At 43.8% G+C, this 20464-nt stretch carries 17 protein-coding genes; 9 read left to right on the top strand and 8 right to left on the bottom strand.

Annotated elements, in window-relative coordinates:
* Positions 1-12: 12 nt before the first annotated feature.
* The 3 genes from LX64_RS21600 to LX64_RS21590 all read left to right on the top strand — a co-directional run bounded on the left by LX64_RS21600 (position 13) and on the right by LX64_RS21590 (position 3979).
* Positions 13-1572 carry a glycerol-3-phosphate dehydrogenase/oxidase gene (locus tag LX64_RS21600; RefSeq protein ID WP_111599780.1) on the top strand — a complete coding sequence of 520 codons (1560 nt, stop codon included), beginning with the start codon at positions 13-15 and terminating at the stop codon, positions 1570-1572.
* A 46-nt stretch (positions 1573-1618) separates the two neighbouring features.
* On the top strand, positions 1619-2959 hold the full coding sequence (gene glpT, locus LX64_RS21595; protein WP_111599779.1) for a glycerol-3-phosphate transporter: 1341 nt from the start codon (positions 1619-1621) through the stop codon (positions 2957-2959).
* A gap of 81 nt (positions 2960-3040) precedes the next feature.
* On the top strand, positions 3041-3979 hold the full coding sequence (locus tag LX64_RS21590; protein WP_111599778.1) for a glycerophosphodiester phosphodiesterase: 939 nt from the start codon (positions 3041-3043) through the stop codon (positions 3977-3979).
* A gap of 679 nt (positions 3980-4658) precedes the next feature.
* Here the strand turns inward: LX64_RS21590 and LX64_RS21585 are convergent.
* Genes LX64_RS21585 through LX64_RS21570 form a run of 4 tightly spaced genes read right to left on the bottom strand, consistent with a single transcriptional unit; the run spans position 4659 to position 6814 of the window.
* Positions 4659-5255: a nitroreductase family protein gene (locus LX64_RS21585; RefSeq protein WP_111599777.1), complete on the bottom strand. Its 597-nt coding sequence runs from the start codon at positions 5253-5255 to the stop codon at positions 4659-4661.
* Between the two features lie 19 nt (positions 5256-5274).
* Entirely contained in the window at positions 5275-5718 is a 444-nt protein-coding gene (locus LX64_RS21580) for an acyl-CoA thioesterase (RefSeq protein ID WP_111599776.1), read from the bottom strand.
* Between the two features lies 1 nt (position 5719).
* Positions 5720-6295: an RdgB/HAM1 family non-canonical purine NTP pyrophosphatase gene (gene rdgB, locus LX64_RS21575; RefSeq protein WP_111599775.1), complete on the bottom strand. Its 576-nt coding sequence runs from the start codon at positions 6293-6295 to the stop codon at positions 5720-5722.
* Between the two features lie 21 nt (positions 6296-6316).
* Entirely contained in the window at positions 6317-6814 is a 498-nt protein-coding gene (locus LX64_RS21570; RefSeq protein WP_111599774.1) for a hypothetical protein, read from the bottom strand.
* 125 nt (positions 6815-6939) lie between these two features.
* Between LX64_RS21570 and LX64_RS21565 the strand changes: the two genes are divergently transcribed.
* The 4 genes from LX64_RS21565 (at position 6940) to rpsG (ending at position 9571) form a co-directional block, all read left to right on the top strand.
* Positions 6940-8049, top strand: coding sequence for a branched-chain amino acid aminotransferase (locus LX64_RS21565; RefSeq protein WP_245952768.1), 1110 nt, complete (start codon positions 6940-6942; stop codon positions 8047-8049).
* Positions 8050-8259: 210 nt separating this feature from the next.
* Positions 8260-8559 carry a hypothetical protein gene (locus LX64_RS21560; protein WP_111599773.1) on the top strand — a complete coding sequence of 100 codons (300 nt, stop codon included), beginning with the start codon at positions 8260-8262 and terminating at the stop codon, positions 8557-8559.
* Between the two features lie 132 nt (positions 8560-8691).
* Complete coding sequence (rpsL, locus tag LX64_RS21555; protein ID WP_111599772.1) at positions 8692-9072, top strand: 30S ribosomal protein S12; 381 nt, start codon at positions 8692-8694, stop codon at positions 9070-9072.
* Positions 9073-9103: 31 nt separating this feature from the next.
* A complete protein-coding gene (rpsG, locus tag LX64_RS21550) occupies positions 9104-9571 on the top strand; it encodes a 30S ribosomal protein S7 (RefSeq protein WP_111599771.1) in 468 nt (155 codons plus the stop codon).
* Between the two features lie 567 nt (positions 9572-10138).
* Here rpsG and LX64_RS21545 read toward each other — a convergent pair.
* Genes LX64_RS21545 through LX64_RS21530 form a run of 4 tightly spaced genes read right to left on the bottom strand, consistent with a single transcriptional unit; the run spans position 10139 to position 15993 of the window.
* Complete coding sequence (locus LX64_RS21545; protein WP_111599770.1) at positions 10139-13786, bottom strand: collagen-like domain-containing protein; 3648 nt, start codon at positions 13784-13786, stop codon at positions 10139-10141.
* Positions 13787-13788: 2 nt separating this feature from the next.
* The gene (locus tag LX64_RS21540; protein WP_148707421.1) at positions 13789-14253 is read right to left on the bottom strand and encodes a hypothetical protein; all 465 of its coding nucleotides are present in this window, start codon (positions 14251-14253) and stop codon (positions 13789-13791) included.
* A gap of 36 nt (positions 14254-14289) precedes the next feature.
* Positions 14290-15456, bottom strand: a complete 1167-nt coding sequence (porV, locus tag LX64_RS21535) for a type IX secretion system outer membrane channel protein PorV (RefSeq protein WP_158538705.1) — start codon at positions 15454-15456, stop codon at positions 14290-14292.
* 30 nt (positions 15457-15486) lie between these two features.
* Positions 15487-15993: a T9SS type A sorting domain-containing protein gene (locus tag LX64_RS21530; RefSeq protein WP_111599767.1), complete on the bottom strand. Its 507-nt coding sequence runs from the start codon at positions 15991-15993 to the stop codon at positions 15487-15489.
* Between the two features lie 525 nt (positions 15994-16518).
* Here LX64_RS21530 and fusA point away from each other — a divergent pair.
* Together fusA and LX64_RS21520 are read left to right on the top strand one after the other, a co-directional pair.
* Positions 16519-18666 carry an elongation factor G gene (gene fusA / locus LX64_RS21525; RefSeq protein ID WP_211324866.1) on the top strand — a complete coding sequence of 716 codons (2148 nt, stop codon included), beginning with the start codon at positions 16519-16521 and terminating at the stop codon, positions 18664-18666.
* Positions 18667-18880: 214 nt separating this feature from the next.
* Positions 18881-20338, top strand: a complete 1458-nt coding sequence (locus tag LX64_RS21520; protein ID WP_158538704.1) for a S41 family peptidase — start codon at positions 18881-18883, stop codon at positions 20336-20338.
* The last annotated feature ends 126 nt before the right edge of the window (positions 20339-20464 follow it).

The following is a 20464-nucleotide window of genomic DNA, read 5'->3' as shown; positions in this document are numbered from 1 at the left end:
AAGCAATACACAATGAGGGATAAAATTTATCAACAATTCAAAGCACAAGTCGATACTGAATACGACGTGGTGATTATCGGGGGTGGTGCAACTGGTTTAGGCGCTGCTTTGGAAGCGGTAACGAGAGGGTACAAAACTTTGTTAGTAGAACAAAACGATTTTGCAAAATCAACTTCCAGCAAAAGCACAAAACTCGTACACGGCGGCGTACGCTATTTAGCACAAGGCGATGTCGCCCTCGTACGCGAAGCCAGCATCGAACGCGGTCTCCTCATTAAAAATGCTCCTCACTTAGCACATAACATGTCGTTCGTTATCCCAGCTTACTCCTGGTTCGACGGCATCTTCTATACTATCGGGTTAAAGATGTACGATTGGATGGCCGGCCGCTTAAGCCTTGGCCGCTCAATCCACATTTCCCGCAAAGAAACCATTAAGCGTTTACCTACCATCAACGAACAGAAATTGTCGGCCGGTGTATTGTACCACGATGGCCAGTTCGACGATTCCCGCCTCGCGGTAAACCTTATGCAAACCATCTGCGAACACGGCGGTATTGCTTTGAACTACATGAAAGTCGTTTCCTTACAAAAGAACGTCTTAGGTAAAGTAAGCGGCGTAAAAGTGCAAGACGTAGAGTCGGGCGAAACCTTCAATATCCGCGCTAAAGGTATCATCAATGCCACAGGTGTGTTTACAGATGATGTATTGCAAATGGATGATCCTAACGAACCGCGCTCTATCGTAGCCTCGCAAGGTGTACACTTGGTTCTCGACCGCTCATTTATGCCAGGTAAAGATGCCCTCATGATTCCTAAAACCAGCGACGGCCGCGTATTATTTGCTGTGCCTTGGCATAATAAATTGGTAGTAGGTACCACCGATACACTCGTTGAAGGTATCAGCCTCGATCCAGTAGCTTTAGAAAAAGAAATACAATTCATTCTCGATACCGCAGGTCAATACCTCGTGAAAGCACCGCAACGCAGCGATGTACGCAGTGTTTGGGCAGGCTTACGTCCTTTGGCAGCGCCTACCGGCAACAATGCCAAAACGAAAGAGATTTCTCGCAACCACAAAATCATGGTCACGCCATCGAACCTCGTTTCTATTCTCGGGGGTAAATGGACAACCTACCGTCGCATGGGCGAAGATGTGGTGAACAAACTAGAAGAAGTGCACCAATGGAAACGTACACAAACAGCTACCAAGCATTTGCCTATACATGGTTTTAAAGAAAACCCGGATGAAAATAATCCTTTGTATTTCTATGGTGCCGATATGCCTAGCATTCAAACCATTGCCAACGAAGGTTACAACGAAACGATCAGCGAATCTTTACACATCATTGCAGCGCAAGTGATTTGGGCCGTTAGAAATGAAATGGCAAGAAATGTTGAAGATGTGCTCGCAAGAAGAACTCGCGCCCTCTTCCTCGATGCCCACGAAGCGGTAAAAGTAGCACCAAAAGTAGCGGCGCTCATGGCAAAAGAATTAGGCAAAGATGAACAATGGCAACAAGCAGAAATTCAATCTTTTAATACCTTAGCGAAAACTTACATGCTCAATTAGCATGTGATATCTATTCCACTTTACTGATACAAGAGATTTATACCTAATGAATTGGTTGAAACCACCGGCGCATAAGCCAACTATGCCCGCAGAGAAAATAGATGGTGCGTATAAACTATTACGCTGGCAAGTATTTATCGGGATTTTTATCGGTTACGCAGGCTATTACCTCGTCCGTAAAAACTTTTCAATGGCCATGCCTCATTTGCAGGATCAAGGCTTCTCGAAAGGCGAACTCGGTATTGCCCTGTCGGGTGTTTCGGTTGCATATGGCCTCAGTAAATTTTTAATGGGTAACGTGTCGGATCGAAGTAACGCACGCATTTTCATTTCCCTCGGCTTATTCCTATCTGCGCTTACTATTATGCTGATGGGATTGTTCCCTTGGGCCACCAGTAGTGTAGCGATTATGTTTACCTTGTTGTTCCTCAATGGTTGGTTCCAAGGTATGGGCTGGCCGCCAAGTGGTAGGGTAATGGTGCATTGGTTTTCGGTGAAGGAAAGGGGAACGATGATGTCGATCTGGAACGTGGCACACAACGTAGGAGGTGGCTTAGTAGGACCATTAACCGTTTGGGGCTTAGCGATATTTGGAAAAGAAGAATGGAAAAGCGCCTTTTACTTCCCCGCAGCTGTAGCCATGGTTATTGCAGGTATTGCCTATTTACTAGTACGCGATACCCCGCAATCATGTGGATTACCACCCATTGAAGCGTATAAAAACGATTACCCAAAAGATTACTCTGCTTCGCATGAGAAAGAAATGACAGCGAAGGAAATCTTCATGGAATACATCTTGCGTAACCGCTTATTGTGGTATATCGCATTGGCAAACATTTTCGTGTATTTATTGCGGTACGGCGTGCTCGATTGGGCTCCTGTATACTTAAAAGAAGCGAAAGGTTTCGACGTGAAACAAGCATCATGGGCCTACTTTGCATATGAATATGCCGGTATCCCAGGTACGCTATTATGTGGTTGGATCAGCGATAAAGTATTCAAAGGCAGGCGCGCTCCAGCCATGGTTATTTACATGCTCGCAGTATTAGTATTCGTCATCATCTACTGGAAAAATCCAGCCGGTAACCCAATGATCGATAATATTTCACTCATTGCCATCGGCTTCTTAATCTATGGTCCCGTGATGTTAATAGGTGTACAAGCCTTAGACCTAGTACCGAAAAAAGCAGCCGGTACTGCAGCCGGGTTAACAGGCCTATTTGGTTACCTCGGTGGTGCCGTATTTGCGAACGTAGCACTCGGTTATATCGTTGACCACTTTGGGTGGGACGGTGGCTTTATTGTGCTAACAGCAGCTTGTATACTCGCTATCTTCTTCACCTTACTAACTTGGAATAAGGAAAAAGAGAAGATGGCCGCGGCTTAAGGATTTGATAATAACTTCTTAACACGCTGCATTCGTATCATTACAAATTTGTCAACTATTTTTAACGCTTAATCATATATCATGAAACTTCGTGTAACCGTTCCCGTGCTATTGGCTGGTGCTATGATGTTGAACGCCTGTACTGCTCAGAAAAAATCTGCTCAACATATGAATGCATCTACTAGCAGTTTTCCTGCATTCGATAAAGAAGGCCATCGCGGCGCAAGAGGCTTGGTGCCTGAAAACACAATCCCTGCGATGAAAAAAGCCATCGATCTAGGGGTTACAACGTTGGAAATGGATGCTTCGATTACGAAAGATTTGCAAGTCATCTTATCACACGATCCATATATCAATCAAGATATTGCCACTAGTCCTAATGGTCAACCCGTTACGAAAGATGAAGCGAAGAAATTGATTATCTACCAAATGGATTATGCCACGGTACAGAAATATGATGTAGGACAACGTGGCAACCCTCGCTTCCCGCAGCAAGAGAAAATGGCCGTAACTAAACCTAAGTTGGCTACAGTTATTGCCGAAGCTGAGAAATACGCGAAGGAGAAGCATGTAACGCCATTATGGTATAACATCGAAACCAAAACAAACCCTAAAACCGATAACGTACGTCATCCTGAACCGGCACAATTCGTAGCCTTGCTTATGAAGGTAATTGAAGAAGGTGGTATCATCGATCGTACTGTTATTCAATCTTTTGATAGGAGAACGTTACAAGTGTTACACAAAACACACCCGCATGTGAAAACGTCGTACCTCATCGAAGATTACAATAAAAACACGCTGGACCAAAACTTGGCCGACCTCGGTTTTACGCCAACTGTATATAGTCCTCATTACTCGCTTGTTACGCCTGCACTCGTAAAAGCTTGTCACGATAAAAACATTAAACTCGTTCCCTGGACGGTGAACGATAAAGAAGATATTAAGAAATTAAAAGAGATGGGTGTAGATGGTATCATCACCGACTATCCCAACTTTTACAACGAACTAGGCATGTAAAAATGAATAGTGGACGAACAAGAGAAAAAAGCTGTCTTTCCAGGCAGCTTTATTTTTATAATAACTTGAAAACCAACCCTGCCATCCCAATACCCCCATAATACCGTATCTTTACCTTTCAATATACCACCCACACACCTCCCTAATCCATGCAGCTTCCACCCCTTATAATACCCCATTACCCCCAGTCACCCAATCAATCACTTACATGTTAATTTACTATAACTCCCAAGTAACAACCAAGTACTCCCCATGTAGTTTCTAAGTAGCTTCCATGTAATTTCCATGTAACTGCCATGTAAATCCATGTAGTTTCATCGATATTACATCGATATACCATCGATACTCCCCTTATGTTTTATACTATTTTGTCTATATCCCCCCAATCAATCCCCAATCAATCCCCAATCAATCCCTTGAACCTCTAACAAAACACGCCCCCCAAAGCCCCCAACGCCCTTCACCACAGTAGCACCAAACCCCAATCGACGCCCCGATAAAACGGCGACGCAGTCTTTCGCCGTTTTTCCTCCTTTCTTTGGTTACTTTCTTTGGAGAAGCAAAGAAAGTAACAAATAGGATTTAAAATAAAGAGGTAAACACGCCCCACAACCGGAAAAAAAAAGGGAATTCAATTAAGAACTCCCTACTTTATAAAAGAATATTGAAAACAAACGCCTTACATCCATTTTACTTTCTCACTCAACGGGCGTTTACGCGTACCCACAAAAGCAGAAGGCTCATCAGAATAACCAAGGTAAAGAACACCCAACACTTGGTCCTCTTCAGCTAATTGCAAATATTCCTTCATTGCCGGTTTCAAAATCATACCGCCGGTACCCCAATAAGAAGCAATACCCATAGCTGTTGCACCCAACAAAATGTTCTGGATAGCACATGATGTTGCAGCGATCTCTTCCAAGAACGGGATTTTAGGGTTCGCACCGCGTTTCGCCACCATTAAAATAACGTGGGAAGCTTGGTCGCCCATGTGCAATAATTTGTCGTAAGTACCTGGTACAAAGCTTTCTGCAGTTGCATTGGCTTTGTAGAGGTTGGCGTGGTCGGCACAAAATTCTTGTACTTTCTCGTTGCTATACACAACAAAGTACCAAGGTTCTGTGAAAGCATGGGTAGGGGCCCAGTTCGCCAATTCAAATAATTGCTCAACTTGTTCGTTGGCAATTTTCTGGCCGTTCATCTTTTCGGGTTTCGTCGTACGACGGGTTGTAATAATCTCCTTTACCACAGGTAATTGTTCAGTGACTGTATTCATCGAATTCTATTTTTACGTTTTATAAGGAAGGAACTCCTTGTAGTTTTTGTTGTAATTCTGCGGGTACTTTTGCTACTTTTTTAGCAGCATAATCGTAACATACCATACCTGTTTTCCCTTCCGCGATGAGCAGGTGCTTCTCTTGGCGTACGGTAGAAACGCGGTAATAGAGGTCGAACCCAAAAGGCGTGAACTCATCGGCCGTTACTTCGAATAGTAAAACGTCGCCTTGAAAGCTTTCGTTCTTATAAATAATTGCTACATCCGCCATAATTAACCCCGTACCAAAAGCCTGTAGCTCGGTGGCTCCTAAATGATGGAGGTATTGTACGCGTGCATCGTGCATCATCGACAAAATAGCGTCGTTGCCTACATGGCCGCCATAGTTTACATCCGAAATTCTTACGGGAATGTGTGTATTGAAGTTGAATTGTGCCGGTAAGCTAAGTTTGATCCGTGCCATATTATCGTTGTTGTAAAAATGCTATCAATTTCGCAAATGCCTTTCCGCGGTGACTATATCCATTCTTTTCTGCCATATCCATTTCGGCAAAGCTTTTAGTAGCGCCGGTAGGCGTGAAGATGGGATCGTACCCAAAACCCTTACCGCCGGTACGTGCTGTTAAGATGGTGCCTTCGCAAATGCCCTCGAACTGGTGTTCTTTTCCCTCCAAAATCAAAGAAATCACCGTTCTAAACCTAGCTGTACGTGTTGCCATACCCTGCATTTTCTCTAACACCAGCGTAATATTATCTTCCGACGACTTCTGTTCCCCTGCGTAACGTGCCGAAAGCACACCAGGTTCCCCGTTCAGCGCATCGATTTCCAGCCCGGTATCTTCCGAAAAGCAATTCTTGCCGGTCATATCGTGGATAACCGTCGATTTCTCACGGGCATTTTCTTCGAGGGTAGGATGTGGCTCGGGGATGTCGATATCAATACCTGCTTCATGTAAAGTAATGATATTGAATTCGTTACCCAGCATACTGCGGATTTCCTTTACTTTATTTTCGTTATTGGTGGCAAAAACTAATTCCATACTATATAGCTAATATTTTCATTATACATTAAATAATACCTTCAAGGCTTGCCAGAGTTGTCCTTTCATGGCTTTATCATTATTAATCACCTGTAAATCGTGTGAAAATACGAGGGAAATATCGCCTAACTGTTGTATTTGAAAAGGAGGAATATCTTCATACCCGAGTTGTTCCGGTGAGATACCGAAGGCGACACATTTATTAAAAACAACGCTTTTTTTGATAGTTGATAGGCTCGTTGCAGGCTGTTGGGCTAAATTTATAAGCGCCACATCTTGCATGCCGAGTTTACACGCATTCAATATATTGGTAAGCAGATTGAATAATTCATCATTTAAATAGGCTTCGTTTTCGTTTTGTATGAGTAGGGCGATGTTTTTTTGATTTTCGCCTAAATATTTGAGTTTAGGGGCCTCTTTTTCCTCCTTTGGCGGCGCCACTCTAACTCCCGGAATGATAGGCTGGGCGTATATTTTAGCCAAAAAGTAAGGATCTAGATTAATTCTGTCTAAGCTCATACAGATTACGATTATAGTTTATGTGATGATTTCCCGTGTAGGAAAAATCGTTTATTTGCAATTCGTTCTAGGAACGAGTCTTCTTGCAAGAAAGTGTAAAAATATTGAGATAAAACCGATTAACCATGATGGTAGCAGATAATCCAACAACAAAATCGACAGCAATGATGGAAGAAGCTGATAAGAAGATTAAGGTGACAAGAACCACGGCTTCGACTATCGGAGAGGTGGATTTTAACAACTTGGCATTTGGTAAGAAGTATGCCGACCATATGTTGTTAGCTGATTTTGATGGGAAAGAATGGATCAACGCGGAGATTGTGCCGTTTGGCCATATTAGTGTGAGTCCTTCAAACGCTGCATGGCACTACGGCCAAGCTATTTTCGAAGGCATCAAGGCGTACAAAGATCAGCAAGGAAACCCCATGATTTTCCGTCCGTACGATAACTATAAACGTTTTAACCTTTCCGCGGAACGTATGGGTATGCCCGATGTACCGGAGTGGTTGTTTATAGGAGGTATGGCTAAATTAATAGATATCGACCGTGATTGGGTACCTACAAATGAAGGTTCTTCCTTGTATTTACGCCCATTCATGATTGCGGCAGATGAGTTTATTGGTGTTCGCCCGTCGGATACTTATAAGTTTGCCATCATCAACAGCCCTTCTGGTCCTTATTTTAATAAGCCGATTAAACTGTTGGTGCAAGATAAATATGTACGTGCCTTCCCGGGTGGTGTGGGTTATGCCAAAGCAGCCGGTAACTATGGCGGCGCTATGTATCCTACGATGCAAGCCCGTAAAGATGGGTACGATCAAATTTTGTGGGTAGATGGTTACGACTATAAATTCTTACAAGAATGTGGTACGATGAACGTATTTGTGATCATCGGTAACCGTGCTATTACCCCTGATCTTACACAAGGTACCATTTTGGCAGGTGTAACACGTGCCAGTGTAATGGATGTATTAGTAGATATGGGTCTTGAACTTGAAGAAAGACCGATTTCTATTGAAGAAGTGGTGGAAGCCTATAATAATGGTACGTTAAGAGAAGTATTCGGTACAGGAACAGCGGCTAGCGTAGCATACGTAGAGCAGCTCGACTATAAAGAACACAAAATCAGCCTCGATACCACTAAATACACCGTAGGTGCGGAAGTAATTAACCGCCTCGATGCAATTAGAACAGGTAAAGTGGCAGATGAGAAAGGTTGGAACTTCCATATCTAATCAACAAGTCGTTATGTAAATGTTTGAATAGGTGGAGCCCAACAAAAAAATGTTGGGCTTCGTCATATAATTATAAGGAGTGTGTTAGTAGGGAAATGATATATGTAATACCAACCAAAACAATCATTTAATTAACAAAAGCAGTCTTTTTTATACATATAATATATAGGCAAGCACATTAATTAACCATCTTACACCCCTTTTACGATTATGACAATTACAGAATTTAACGCATCTTTGCAGCTTACGCAACCACCGGCCGATTTATCGCCAGCTTTAGAAGCATTATGGTGGGACGCTAAAGAAGAATGGAACAGGGCGCATGATATTGCGCAGGACATTAGAGACAATGCAGGTTCGTGGATTCACGCGTACTTGCACAGAAAAGAAGGCGACAATCTGAATGCCGAATATTGGTACGATAGGGCTGGCAAACACATGCCCCCAGTGCCTTTGCAGGAAGAGTGGCACCAAATTACGGCAGAATTATTAAGCGCGAGCGCAAAATAATTGGTCGCTTTCCCAAAAAACTTGCAAACAATTTTTGTAAATCTAATAGTTAGTTATACCTTTGCCCTCCCAAATTCCCATTCTGGGTATTTGGTTGTCATTGTAAACCGACAGCAAAAAACATAGGTAAGAATGCCTACAATACAACAATTAGTAAGAAAAGGAAGAGAAATTATCCGGGCTAAATCAAAATCCAGAGCATTGGATAGTTGCCCTCAGCGCCGTGGTGTATGTACCCGTGTGTACACAACCACGCCTAAGAAGCCAAACTCCGCTTTACGTAAAGTAGCGAAGGTTCGTTTGACTAATAAAGTAGAGGTGATCGCTTATATCCCAGGTGAAGGTCACAACCTTCAAGAACACTCAATCGTGTTGATCCGTGGTGGTAGGGTGAAAGATTTACCAGGTGTACGTTACCATATCGTACGTGGTTCACTCGATACTGCAGGTGTGAAAGATAGGAAGAAGAGCCGTTCTAAGTATGGTACTAAGAAGGAAAAGGCTAAGAAATAATTGTTATAAATAGTTGAAATTTTTCAAATAAATGAGAAAGCAAGCTGCGAAAAAATTACCCTTAGCACCAGATCCTAAATTCGGTGATAAAGTGGTAACCCGTTTTGTGAATAACATTATGGAGCAAGGTAAAAAGAGCATTGCCTACAAAATTTTCTACGACGCACTTGATCGCGTTAGCCAAATGACTAACGAGAACGGTTACGAAGTATGGAAAAAAGCGTTGTCTAATGTAACGCCTGCTGTAGAAGTTAGAAGCCGCCGTATTGGTGGTGCTACCTTCCAAATTCCTGCAGAAGTTCGTGCTGATAGAAAAGTATCTTTGAGCATGAAATGGTTGATCCGTTACGCTGGTGACAGGAATGGTAAGAGCATGGCTGAAAAATTAGCGAACGAAATCGTTGCTGCTAGCAAAGGTGAAGGTGCTGCTTTCAAAAAGAAAGAAGATACTCACCGTATGGCAGAAGCTAACAAGGCATTCTCTCACTTCAAGGTTTAATAGCCATAACAACGGGCATTGTTCCGTTGCTTAGATGGTTTGCAAAATATTATGGCAAATATTACTTCCTTAAAAAAGTGATATTTGCCGTATTTTTTGACCTTCTTGGGATAACAACCAAAATAGTGCGGCCCCGCACACACCTCATATGCCTCCCGGCAATGAGCTTTTTTTATTTTAGCCCCAATGGTGATATCGGTTTAACTACTATTTTGACAGTTGACTCGCCAATAGTAATAGTAGGGCGAAAGATTTTTATCTTTTTTAGTGTGATTAATTAGAGATACGATTTGTTTAAACCCATTTATTAGTTCTTGCTGAGGTAAAGTTCTACTTCCGAGAACGTCTGCCATCAATATATAATTTAGTTTATTCACACTTGGTATTGCCAAAATTTGGAAATAATAGGATTATTGCACGATTATGGAAATAGTGCATTATCCTTATGTGTTAAACTCATAATGCTAACATCTACCATTTTACTTTAATTGTACTATCTCAATACGCAAAAAAAGGGGCCACCCGGGAACGGGCAGCCCATCATGAACATGTTTTACCTTCTAAAAGTTATTTGATACTTACTAATACCTTAATTTTTCCTTCACCATTACCGGTAAACTCTTGCAAAGCTTTACCGATTACTTGGCCTGGCTTAACTTTATTGATATCCGCTTTCATAGCGTAACCCGGTTTGCTAGAAGTTACCAGCAAGTCGCCACGGCGAATCTCACCACCTTCATTACAAACTTTCGTTGGAATTACACCAATCACACCCATCGGAACTTCACCCGATAGGTCTTCATCAATACCTTTTTCTGTTAATAAAAGCCCTGGTTTAGTGGCATATACACCCGCTACTAATGTAGAATAGGCCTCTTGGGATTTTTCAACTGTACGGTCGTTACTTGTTGAAATAACTAATACATCACCTGGTTCGTACGAAGTAGCATGACCTTCTACTTCAAACGATTCTGCTAAATCAGCACCGCTTGTTTGTATATTTCCATTGAAAAAACCACGACCAGCTTTGTTAATACGAGCAACATTCGCGTTTGCACTCCTAAACACCGCGATACTACCAGATGCTCCCCGGTGATCTACCAACAAGGCAGAACCTGTACCATCGTTACGGATATCTACAGTAGCTTGTCCATTGGATGTATTAAAATTCGTGAAGCGACCAGCACGACCGGTACCAAAATTTGGTGTCCAGCCATAAATGGCAGTACCAGAACCATCGGCATTTGCTTCGATGGCATTGCCATCATTAGCATTCGCGATAATACCTTCACCTGTACCATTGGTAATGGCTATCAGCGCTGGACGAGGTGTAGTAGCGCTCGAATTGTAGAACAATCCGGCTGTACCACCAGTACCTTCATTACGACCATAAATAGCTGCAGTACCGAAGTTGGCAAATATGGAATTCACCACACCTACCACACCGGCCGAAGTACCTTGGTTGTTATCGACAAAGCCTTCGATAGCGTTACCGTTGCCTACTGTTTTGGAGGTAATTACCACGTTATCATTGTCTTCATTGAAGTTCTCGAAACGACCTGCTCTACCTGTTGCAAAAGAAGGGACCCAGCCATAAACAGCCGTACCATCAGCATCGATGTTGGCCTCTACTGCATTGCCCGATGTAGAATTTGCGCGGATAGCATTACCATTACCATCGTTAATGGCCACCAAGGTGGAACCATTGCCAGCGGGGTTGCTAGAATGGAATAAACCGGCAAAACCACCTGTTCCGGAAGAAATCCCAAACACACCGGCAGCACCAAAGTTGCCGAAGATGGTATTAACTTCAGCACGAACAGCTGCTGCTACACTGTTTGTATTATCTACGATAAAAGAAGACGCATTGCCAAGTGTATTATCCGGAATGTTACCGTTACCATTGGTTACTACTTCCAAGGTATTGGCATCTGTATTTGTTTGGTTAAAGTTCTCGAAACGACCGGCACGACCTTGCCCGTTATTCAAACCAGCTCTACCATAAACACCAATCGAGGTACCTGTTGTATTAGTGGCTACAAAGCCATGTACACCATAGCCGCCACCATCGTTTCTACCTACCACGGCACCTGCAATATCGCTTGTATTGCGACCTACTACAGCCTCACCGCCGCTAGTATTATCGCCAACAACACCCGCGGAAGATTGCGACGATGTAATACCATGAAGGGCAAAACCACCGGCAGTAGATGCAAGTACCCCTTTACCATTACCTGTTGTTGTAATACTGATGCCATTACCATTACCTACGGTATTTACATTCATCACATTATTATTATTGGCATTGTTAAAGATGCTCATTGCGGCAGCAACACCATTATTAGAAGTTGCTTGTAAACCTGTACCGGTATTACTATTAGCATATACTCCGTAACCATTCGCTGAAGAGTTACCATATACTCCCAAACCATTTGGTGTTGTACCATATACACCCCAACCACTACCGGATTGGCTGCCATATAGGCCAATACCCAAACCACCCGTACCATTGTTTATACCTCTTACAGCAGCTGAAAAGCCACCAGGTGCTGTACTGCTAACAATACCACGAATAGCAGCAATATTGGATGTAGTTGTATTATTTATGCCTTCTATAGAAGTGCCATCACCATCGTTGGTTATAGAAAACAATGTAGTCGCATTGTTTTCAATGGTTAAGTAAGGAAGTGTGAAACCACCGCCACCAATAGAAGTAGGTACCCATTGTGCGCCATTAAATCCTAATACCTGGTTTGCTAATGGGGCTACGTTCGATACTGGTACATTTTGTAATCTTGCCACCCCGGGGTTGGGATAGTTACCCGATAAATCACCCCCTGCAGCTCCGCTTGGTGGAAGTGTTGTTGGAATCACACCTGGGGCAATCTTAGCCAAGGTAATGGCACCTGCAGCTACCGCTGGATTAGGATAATTACCTGTTAAATCACCACCTGCTAAGCCGTTTGATAAGCCCGGTTCACCTTGAATACCTTGCGGACCTGCAGGACCAATCGGACCTGCTGGACCTTGTGGGCCAACTGCACCTGCCGGACCAACTGCTCCTGCCGGACCAACCGGACCAACCGGACCTTGTGGTCCAACTGCTCCTGCAGGACCCGCTGCACCTGCATCTCCTTTATCGCCTTTTGCACCCGCTGGGCCAACTGCACCCGCTGGACCAATAGGGCCAACTGGGCCAGCAACCCCTGCATCTCCTTTATCGCCTTTTGCACCCGCTGGGCCAACAGCGCCAGCTGGCCCTATCGGACCTACTGGGCCTGCAACACCTGCATCGCCTTTATCGCCTTTTGCACCCGCTGGGCCAACAGCACCCACTGGACCAATAGGGCCAACTGGGCCAGCAACCCCTGCATCTCCTTTATCGCCTTTTGCACCAGCCGGGCCAACTGCACCAGCTGGACCAATAGGGCCAACCGGGCCAGCGACACCCGCGTCGCCTTTATCGCCTTTTGCACCCGCTGGGCCAACAGCACCCGCCGGGCCTACTGGGCCAACTGGGCCAGCAATACCTTGCGGGCCAGCAACCCCTGCATCTCCTTTATCACCTTTAGCACCCGCTGGGCCTGCAACACCAGGAGCCCCTTGAGGGCCAACTGGGCCAACAGCACCCACTGGGCCTACATTACCTTGATCGCCTTTGTCGCCCTTATCGCCTTTATCACCTTTTGCACCCGTTGCACCAACCGCACCCGCTGGGCCAATAGGACCAACTGAACCAACCGCACCTTGTGGACCGGCCGGACCCGCATCACCTTTGTCACCTTTATCGCCTTTAGGGCCAGGAACTGCAGCGTTAGCAGAATACAACGCATACGGTACAGATAGCAATTGCGTAGTACCCAAAGTGGAAAAGCTGCTGCTACCAACAGCTACTTCTACCTTTAAATATTGATTTCCATTTGCCCAAGGAACACCGGCGAAAGTACCTGTATTAGCAGATCCACGGCCGATTTGCAAATTGAACAAACCGAGGTTATTTGTAATGATATCGTGCGTTTCTTGGTACTGTACGGCACCATTGGCGCTACCTCCTAAGATGGAAATACGCACGGAAATGGATTGATTAGAAAGTACGGTACCGTTTGCATTCCGGGCTACTGCTTGGTAGTTCATTCCCGTTAACCCACTTTGCCCAAAAGCCCAGTGAGATGTGAATAGCAAACAAATGAAGAGTGTAAAAATGAGCTTTTTCATTATCAGTTCTTTTTAGGGGTAGTAGTGGATTTTTCAGCGTTCTGAGTAGGGGTAGGGAAAGGAATACCTTTCGGTTCCGCAACTCCACCTTGCATGTCCGGAACAATAGCAGCTGCTTTTTTAGCGCTACGCCCCGAAGTGTCTTTAGCTGCTGCTACATCAGATAACAATGGCTGGCGGCTATTAGTAGCACCGGCACGGCGAGCATTCGAACTTTTATTCGCTGTATTTTGAGGGGTATAATCTTTAAACGTGTATTCTTTAAAGCGTTTACCGGAAGTTTCGTTTTTAGGCGCTGCAGTACGTGCCGACTTCGTTTTCACATTCATGGTATCTTTTTGAATGGTGGGAAACAATTGGTTAATTGTTTTTTCCCGGGAATTTGGGTCGAGCACCGATTTGCGCTCTTGCGCCATTAAAAAGCCGGTCTGAAGTAGCAAGAATAGTACAAAGAGTATCGGTTTCATATCAATTGAATTTGAATGATATTGGATAAGAAGGTTTTATTTTTCTGGTGACAAATTGAAGAGTAGCCCAATTTTGTAGGTACGCGCTTGGTACACATAGCCATCAGTTGGCATAATGTACGCTACGTTCAACTCAATCGGTGTAAACCGTACACCGGCGCCAACAGAAGCGTGCTGGCGGTGACCTTTCGCCTCGTTTTCATAGAAGTAACCTACGCGCAAAAAGAGAAGGTGCTTATAAGCATATTCAATACCTGAAGCAAAAGAGAACTCTTTTAACTCCTCTTTGAAACCTCCTGGAGCATCTCCAAAGGAAGAAAAGATAGATTCTATCACGCTACGGTCGGGGTCTTTACCTTTTGCAATCTCGCTAGTAGGGTTGCCCAAAGAATCCGTTTTGTAAATAGGGGGAGTGGGAACTAGTAGCTTATTAATATCGAGGGCTACTGTAAATTGATGATCTACAGTATGAACAAAGGTATAGCCGCCACCAATGCGTAAATTCATGGGTAAAAAGGCTTTTTTACTTTGATCGTTCGAGTATTTGAGCTTCGTACCGATGTTAGTGAAACTTACACCCCAAGAATACCGGTTACCATAGTCGATGTGATCTGCATAGTTCTGGTAGTACAACGATACGTCACCTGCGAAAGCATTAGCGGGGCGTTGTTCGATACCGTTATAGGTACCCTCTCCTAAATCACTCCGGATATACCGTAAAGTGGCTGCCAGTGAGAACTTGGTGCCTAGTTTCCTGCCATAAGAAACGTCGAAGGCAAATTCGCGCGGCTTATATGTGGAGATCAATTGGCCGTTATCGTCGCGGAAGTTGAGCGTTCCGTGCGACATATACCGTAAAGATGCTCCCACGGCTTGGTCGCCGCCGAAGTTTTTGAATCCCGATAAGTAGGCAATGGTCGACGAGCTTTCGCCGCTATTGAGTTCGTAGATCCAAGGGGAAAAATTAGCACCGATGCCCCAGTCGCCCGCGAAAACCAGCTTAGCAGCATTGGCGAATTGGTCGTTTGCACTCGGTTCGAAACCGGTATATGCATCGCCAAGTCCACTGGTGCGGGCATCGGGGTTAATGAGGAGGAAAGGTGCGCCGACGTTGAGGGCTTGCTGTTGTGACTTCTGCGCATGTAATGGCAGGAAGCACATGCTGGCGCCGGCTAAACAAATTGCTTTGTAGAGATGTCTCATGATGAGCTTTTTTGCTATCATTAATTGGGATTATTGCACGACAATTTTATCCGTGAAGACGTAGCCATTCACTTTTACGATGAGGTTGTAAATACCGGATGCGAACTTCTCGACTTCAATGGGGAGGGTAATTTTACCGGCACCGTAATCGCGTACGTCTTGGAATACAACTTGCCCGGCGCTATTCATCATCATCGCAGTAACAGTAGCAGGGCTGGCGAGGTCGAGTTGAATTTTCAACGTAGACTTAGCCGGGTTGGGGAATGCCACGAAATTGGAGGCGATGTTGGTAGCGAGGGGTGGTTTAGGCAATACTTCTGGTTGATGGAACCCTTGGGAAACGATGCGACTGCCGGATGCAAATGTCACAATAGCAATTTCGCCAATGGTGTATTCGTACATCACACCGTTAATATTGTTGGTGCCGCCGCTGCTGGCCACCACTTGCCTAACCAGTTGGACCTGGGAGAATGCGGGAATAGAAAGTAAAAAGATACCGCAACACGCGATAATAGGGCGTAGAATTTTATGCTTCATACACTTTGTTTTCTAAGGGGTTAGAAGGTAATGAAGGTAGTAGGGTACAATAAGACAAATAAACCGTATACGGTATTGGTTGCAGGGAATGCATGGGCATTCGACGCAAGATTGCCGGGGTTTAGGGACTAATTAGAAGGTAATTAAGTAAAACAGTTCACATGAAGTTGGTGTTGCCAACTATTAATTTTGGTGATTCGAGCGCTTAGATAGCGCGGTTGTTTGATGGATTAAAGGTAGGAATAAAATTGATGTAGAAACTTTTAACACATGGAAAATTTGTAAGTGGCGGTTAAATGCTAAAAGCTGGTAAGATATAGGGGGGTGGGTGGAAGGAATGGTAGGCCGTATAGCTTGCGTAATTTGCCTTTTTGGGGTTATTTGCGTAAATTTGTGCCTTCATTTTCGGAAAAGAGTGGCAAAAGTATCGAATTAACATTTTAACAAAATGGGGATTACGATTATTTCTAAAAATAGCTTACCTTTGCCCCCCAAATTGCATTATATTTTAGTCATTTAATAATTATGGCAGACTTACGTTTTCAAAGAAACTTTGGTATTGCGGCGCACATCGATGCCGGTAAAACCACTACCACAGAGCGTATCCTGTATTATACAGGTAAAACCCACAAGATAGGTGAGGTTCACGAAGGTGCAGCGACCATGGACTGGATGGCGCAAGAACAAGAGAGAGGTATTACCATCACATCGGCTGCTACTACCTGTTTCTGGAACTTCCCAACCTTACAAGGTCAAACTACGCCAGACTCTAAAAGCTATAAATTTAACATCATTGACACCCCAGGTCACGTGGACTTTACCGTAGAGGTAGAACGTTCATTGCGTGTATTGGACGGTTTAGTGGCGTTGTTCTGCGCTGTATCAGGTGTAGAACCTCAGTCAGAAACTGTTTGGCGTCAAGCTAACCGTTACCGCGTACCTCGTATCGGTTTCGTAAACAAAATGGACCGTTCTGGTGCTGATTTCTTGAACGTTGTAAAACAAGTAAGAGAAATGTTGGGCGCTAACCCAGTTCCATTGACTTTACCAATCGGTGCGGAAGATACTTTCAAAGGCGTGGTTGATTTGATCACCATGAAAGGTATCATCTGGGACGAAGCAGGTAAAGGTGCTACTTACCAAGAAATCGAAATTCCAGCTGACATGAAAGATGAGGCTGACGAATGGAGAGCTAAATTGGTAGAAGCAGTTGCTGAATATGATGACACTTTGATGGAGAAATTCTTCGAAGATCCTAACTCGATCTCTGAAGCTGAAATCCACGAAGCGATCCGTAAAGCTACGATCGATATGGCCATCATCCCAATGATGTGTGGTTCTTCTTTCAAAAACAAAGGTGTTCAGAAAATGTTGGATGGCGTTTGTCGCTACCTTCCTTCTCCTTTGGATGTTGAAGCTGTAAAAGGTACTAACCCTGATTCAGGTGAAGAAATCGAACGTAAACCAGATGCAAAAGAACCATTCGCTGCATTGGCATTCAAAATCGCTACTGATCCATTCGTAGGTCGCTTGGCGTTCTTCCGCGTATACTCTGGTCACTTAGACGCAGGTTCTTACGTATTGAACACTCGTACAGGTAAAAACGAACGTATCAGCCGTGTAATGCAAATGCACGCTAACAAGCAGAACCCAATCGACTTCATCGAAGCTGGTGATATCGGTGCTGCTGTTGGTTTTAAAGATATCAAAACTGGTGATACCCTTTGTGACGAAAAGAATCCAATCATCTTGGAATCTATGACGTTCCCAGAACCAGTTATCCACATCGCTATCGAGCCTAAAACTCAAGCTGACGTAGATAAAATGGGTATGGCTATCGCTAAATTGGTAGAGGAAGATCCTACCTTGAAAGCAAAAACTGATGAAGAAACCGGCCAAACAATCTTGTCTGGTATGGGTGAGCTTCACTTGGAAATCATCGTTGACCGTATGAAACGCGAGTTCAAAGTTGAAGTTAACCAAGGTGCTCCTCAGGTTGCTTACAAAGAAGCTTTCACACAAACTATCTCTCACCGTGAAACGTTTAAAAAACAATCTGGTGGTCGTGGTAAATTCGCTGATATCCAAATCGAAATGGGCCCTGCCGATGCAGAATGGTTAGCAGCTAACGAAGGCAAACAATTCCAGTTCATCAACGATATCTTCGGTGGTGCGATTCCAAAAGAGTTCATCCCTGCTGTTCAAAAAGGCTTCGAAGCTTCTATGAACCAAGGTGTGTTGGCTAACTTCCCAGTTGATCACTTGCGTATCCGCTTGTTCGACGGTGGTTTCCACGCAGTTGACTCTGATGCTATGTCTTTCGAACTTTGTGCTAAACAAGCGTTCCGTGAGGCTGGCCGCAAAGCAAAACCAGTATTGTTAGAACCAATCATGAAAGTTGAAGTTCAAACGCCAGACCAGTACATGGGTGATGTTACGGGTGACTTAAACCGTCGTCGTGGTATGCTCGAAGGTATGGAAATGAAGAACGGTGTTCAAGTAATCAAAGCTAAAGTTCCATTGAGCGAAATGTTTGGTTACGTTACACAATTACGTTCTTTGTCTTCTGGTCGTGCTTCTTCTATCATGGAGTTCTCTCACTATGCTCCAGCTCCAAACAACATCGCTGAAGAGGTTGTTGCTAAAGCTAAAGGTAAAGTGAACCAAGACTAATCAAGTAAAGTTTGATAGATTTAAGTATAAAAAACCCCTCTACACGTTAGAGGGGTTTTTTTATGCCCTTTTGGGGCATTTTAAAGGCATTAATAAGCTCCCTTACTACTAAAAGCCTTCCTACGTAGTAACCCGTATTTTCCCCCTTAGCATGCAACCTGGCCACTGTTACTGTTTCATTATTCATGTAACAAATAAATTCAATCCCCCTTATATGAAACAGAACATGCTAAAACAAACATTCTTCGCCCTTGTATGCCTCTTCTCCCTACAAGCGAAAGCCCAAAAAACACTACAGCCGGCAGAACTTAAAGCCGACTTCGTCGTTTTCAAAAGTATCCTCCAACAAGCACACCCCGGTTTGTACAGGTACACCTCCAAAGAGCATATCGATGCTCATTTTAAAGCAATTGAAGCCCAATTAAGCAAGCCAATGGACGAAACAGCCTTCTACCAATTGCTGATGCCGTTAATTGCGCAAATTAAATGCGGTCACACTAAATTCTTCCCAAAAGGTAAGCCCAGTGATAAGTTCCCTTATTACATAGACCAGCTTTTCCCCCTTCACCTGCATTTCAAAGACAAAGAAACGGTGATCGTAGGAGGCTTTAGAGAAAATGAACCGAATGTACCCGTGGGTGCCAAAGTAATTGCTATCGATGGGTATAAAATGGACGCTTTGCGTGAGAAATTGATGGGATTCATTGTAGCAGATGGCGATGCCATTGGGTCTAAACAGTTGGAATTAACCTACTTTTTTCCCGGCTATTTGGCAGCCTTTCATCACCATAAAGCACAATACGAGGTTACCTATCAATTACCCGGTAAAACACCCCAAAAAGCGGTCTTCCCGGCAGTTGATCTCGGTACCATTGGTGCATACGGTCAAAAGTATGCCCAAAAGAAAGAGCCGTATACTTTTAAAATGCTCAACGAGCATACTGCACTCTTGAGTATGAATACCTTTTCTTTTGGTAATAGTGAGCAATATGAAGATTTTCTATCCAAAACCTTCACACAGCTTAAAAACAAGCAAGTTAAAAACCTTGTTATTGATCTTCGGTACAATGAAGGTGGAACTGATAAATTTGGAGGGATGTTGTTTTCATACCTTATTAATAAGCCTACGAAGTACTACACTAAAATTGAAACCAATGTGAATAAGCGTTTGGAAAGTACTCAACCGGTTTACGTACCTGCCCAGTTCGATGAGTATGTGAAACTGCTTCAACCAGGTGAAAATGGCAAATTTTTGTGGAGGAACGAGTATGTGGATACTGTTCAGCCTAAAGCAAATCATTTTGAAGGAAATGTATACTTATTAACAAATGGATGGAGTTTTTCTGTAACCACTGAATTCATAGCGGCTACACGTTATAACAACTTGGCAAGAATAGTAGGGGAAGAAGCTGGTAGCCAGTACCAAGGGAACAATAGCGGCTTTTTTGCCATCTTACAATTGCCTAATTCTGATTTTGAACTGGGTATACCTATGTGGTCATATTATATGGCTACGGATGGAAAACAGGAGGATCGCAAAGCTATGCAGCCAGATATGCTGTTGGAGCCAAGCACAAGTGATATCCTCTTCAAAACTGATACGCAATTGGCCCGCTTAATGGATATTATAGCAAAGAATGCGCCCCATTCTACGCTTTCGAAGGCTAAATAATTGATAAATAATTGTTTGAAATGGATGGTAAGTGAATTATAGTAGAAACTTATCATCCATTTTTAATTGATAACGATTCAAGAAAAAAATTAACATTCCTTTCAACCTTTTAATGAAACAAATGTT

This window comes from Chitinophaga skermanii (assembly GCF_003259335.1).
Lineage (GTDB): Bacteria > Bacteroidota > Bacteroidia > Chitinophagales > Chitinophagaceae > Chitinophaga > Chitinophaga skermanii.
The sequence above is the reverse complement of the archived record's forward strand: the minus strand, read 5'-3'. Positions and strand labels throughout refer to the sequence as shown.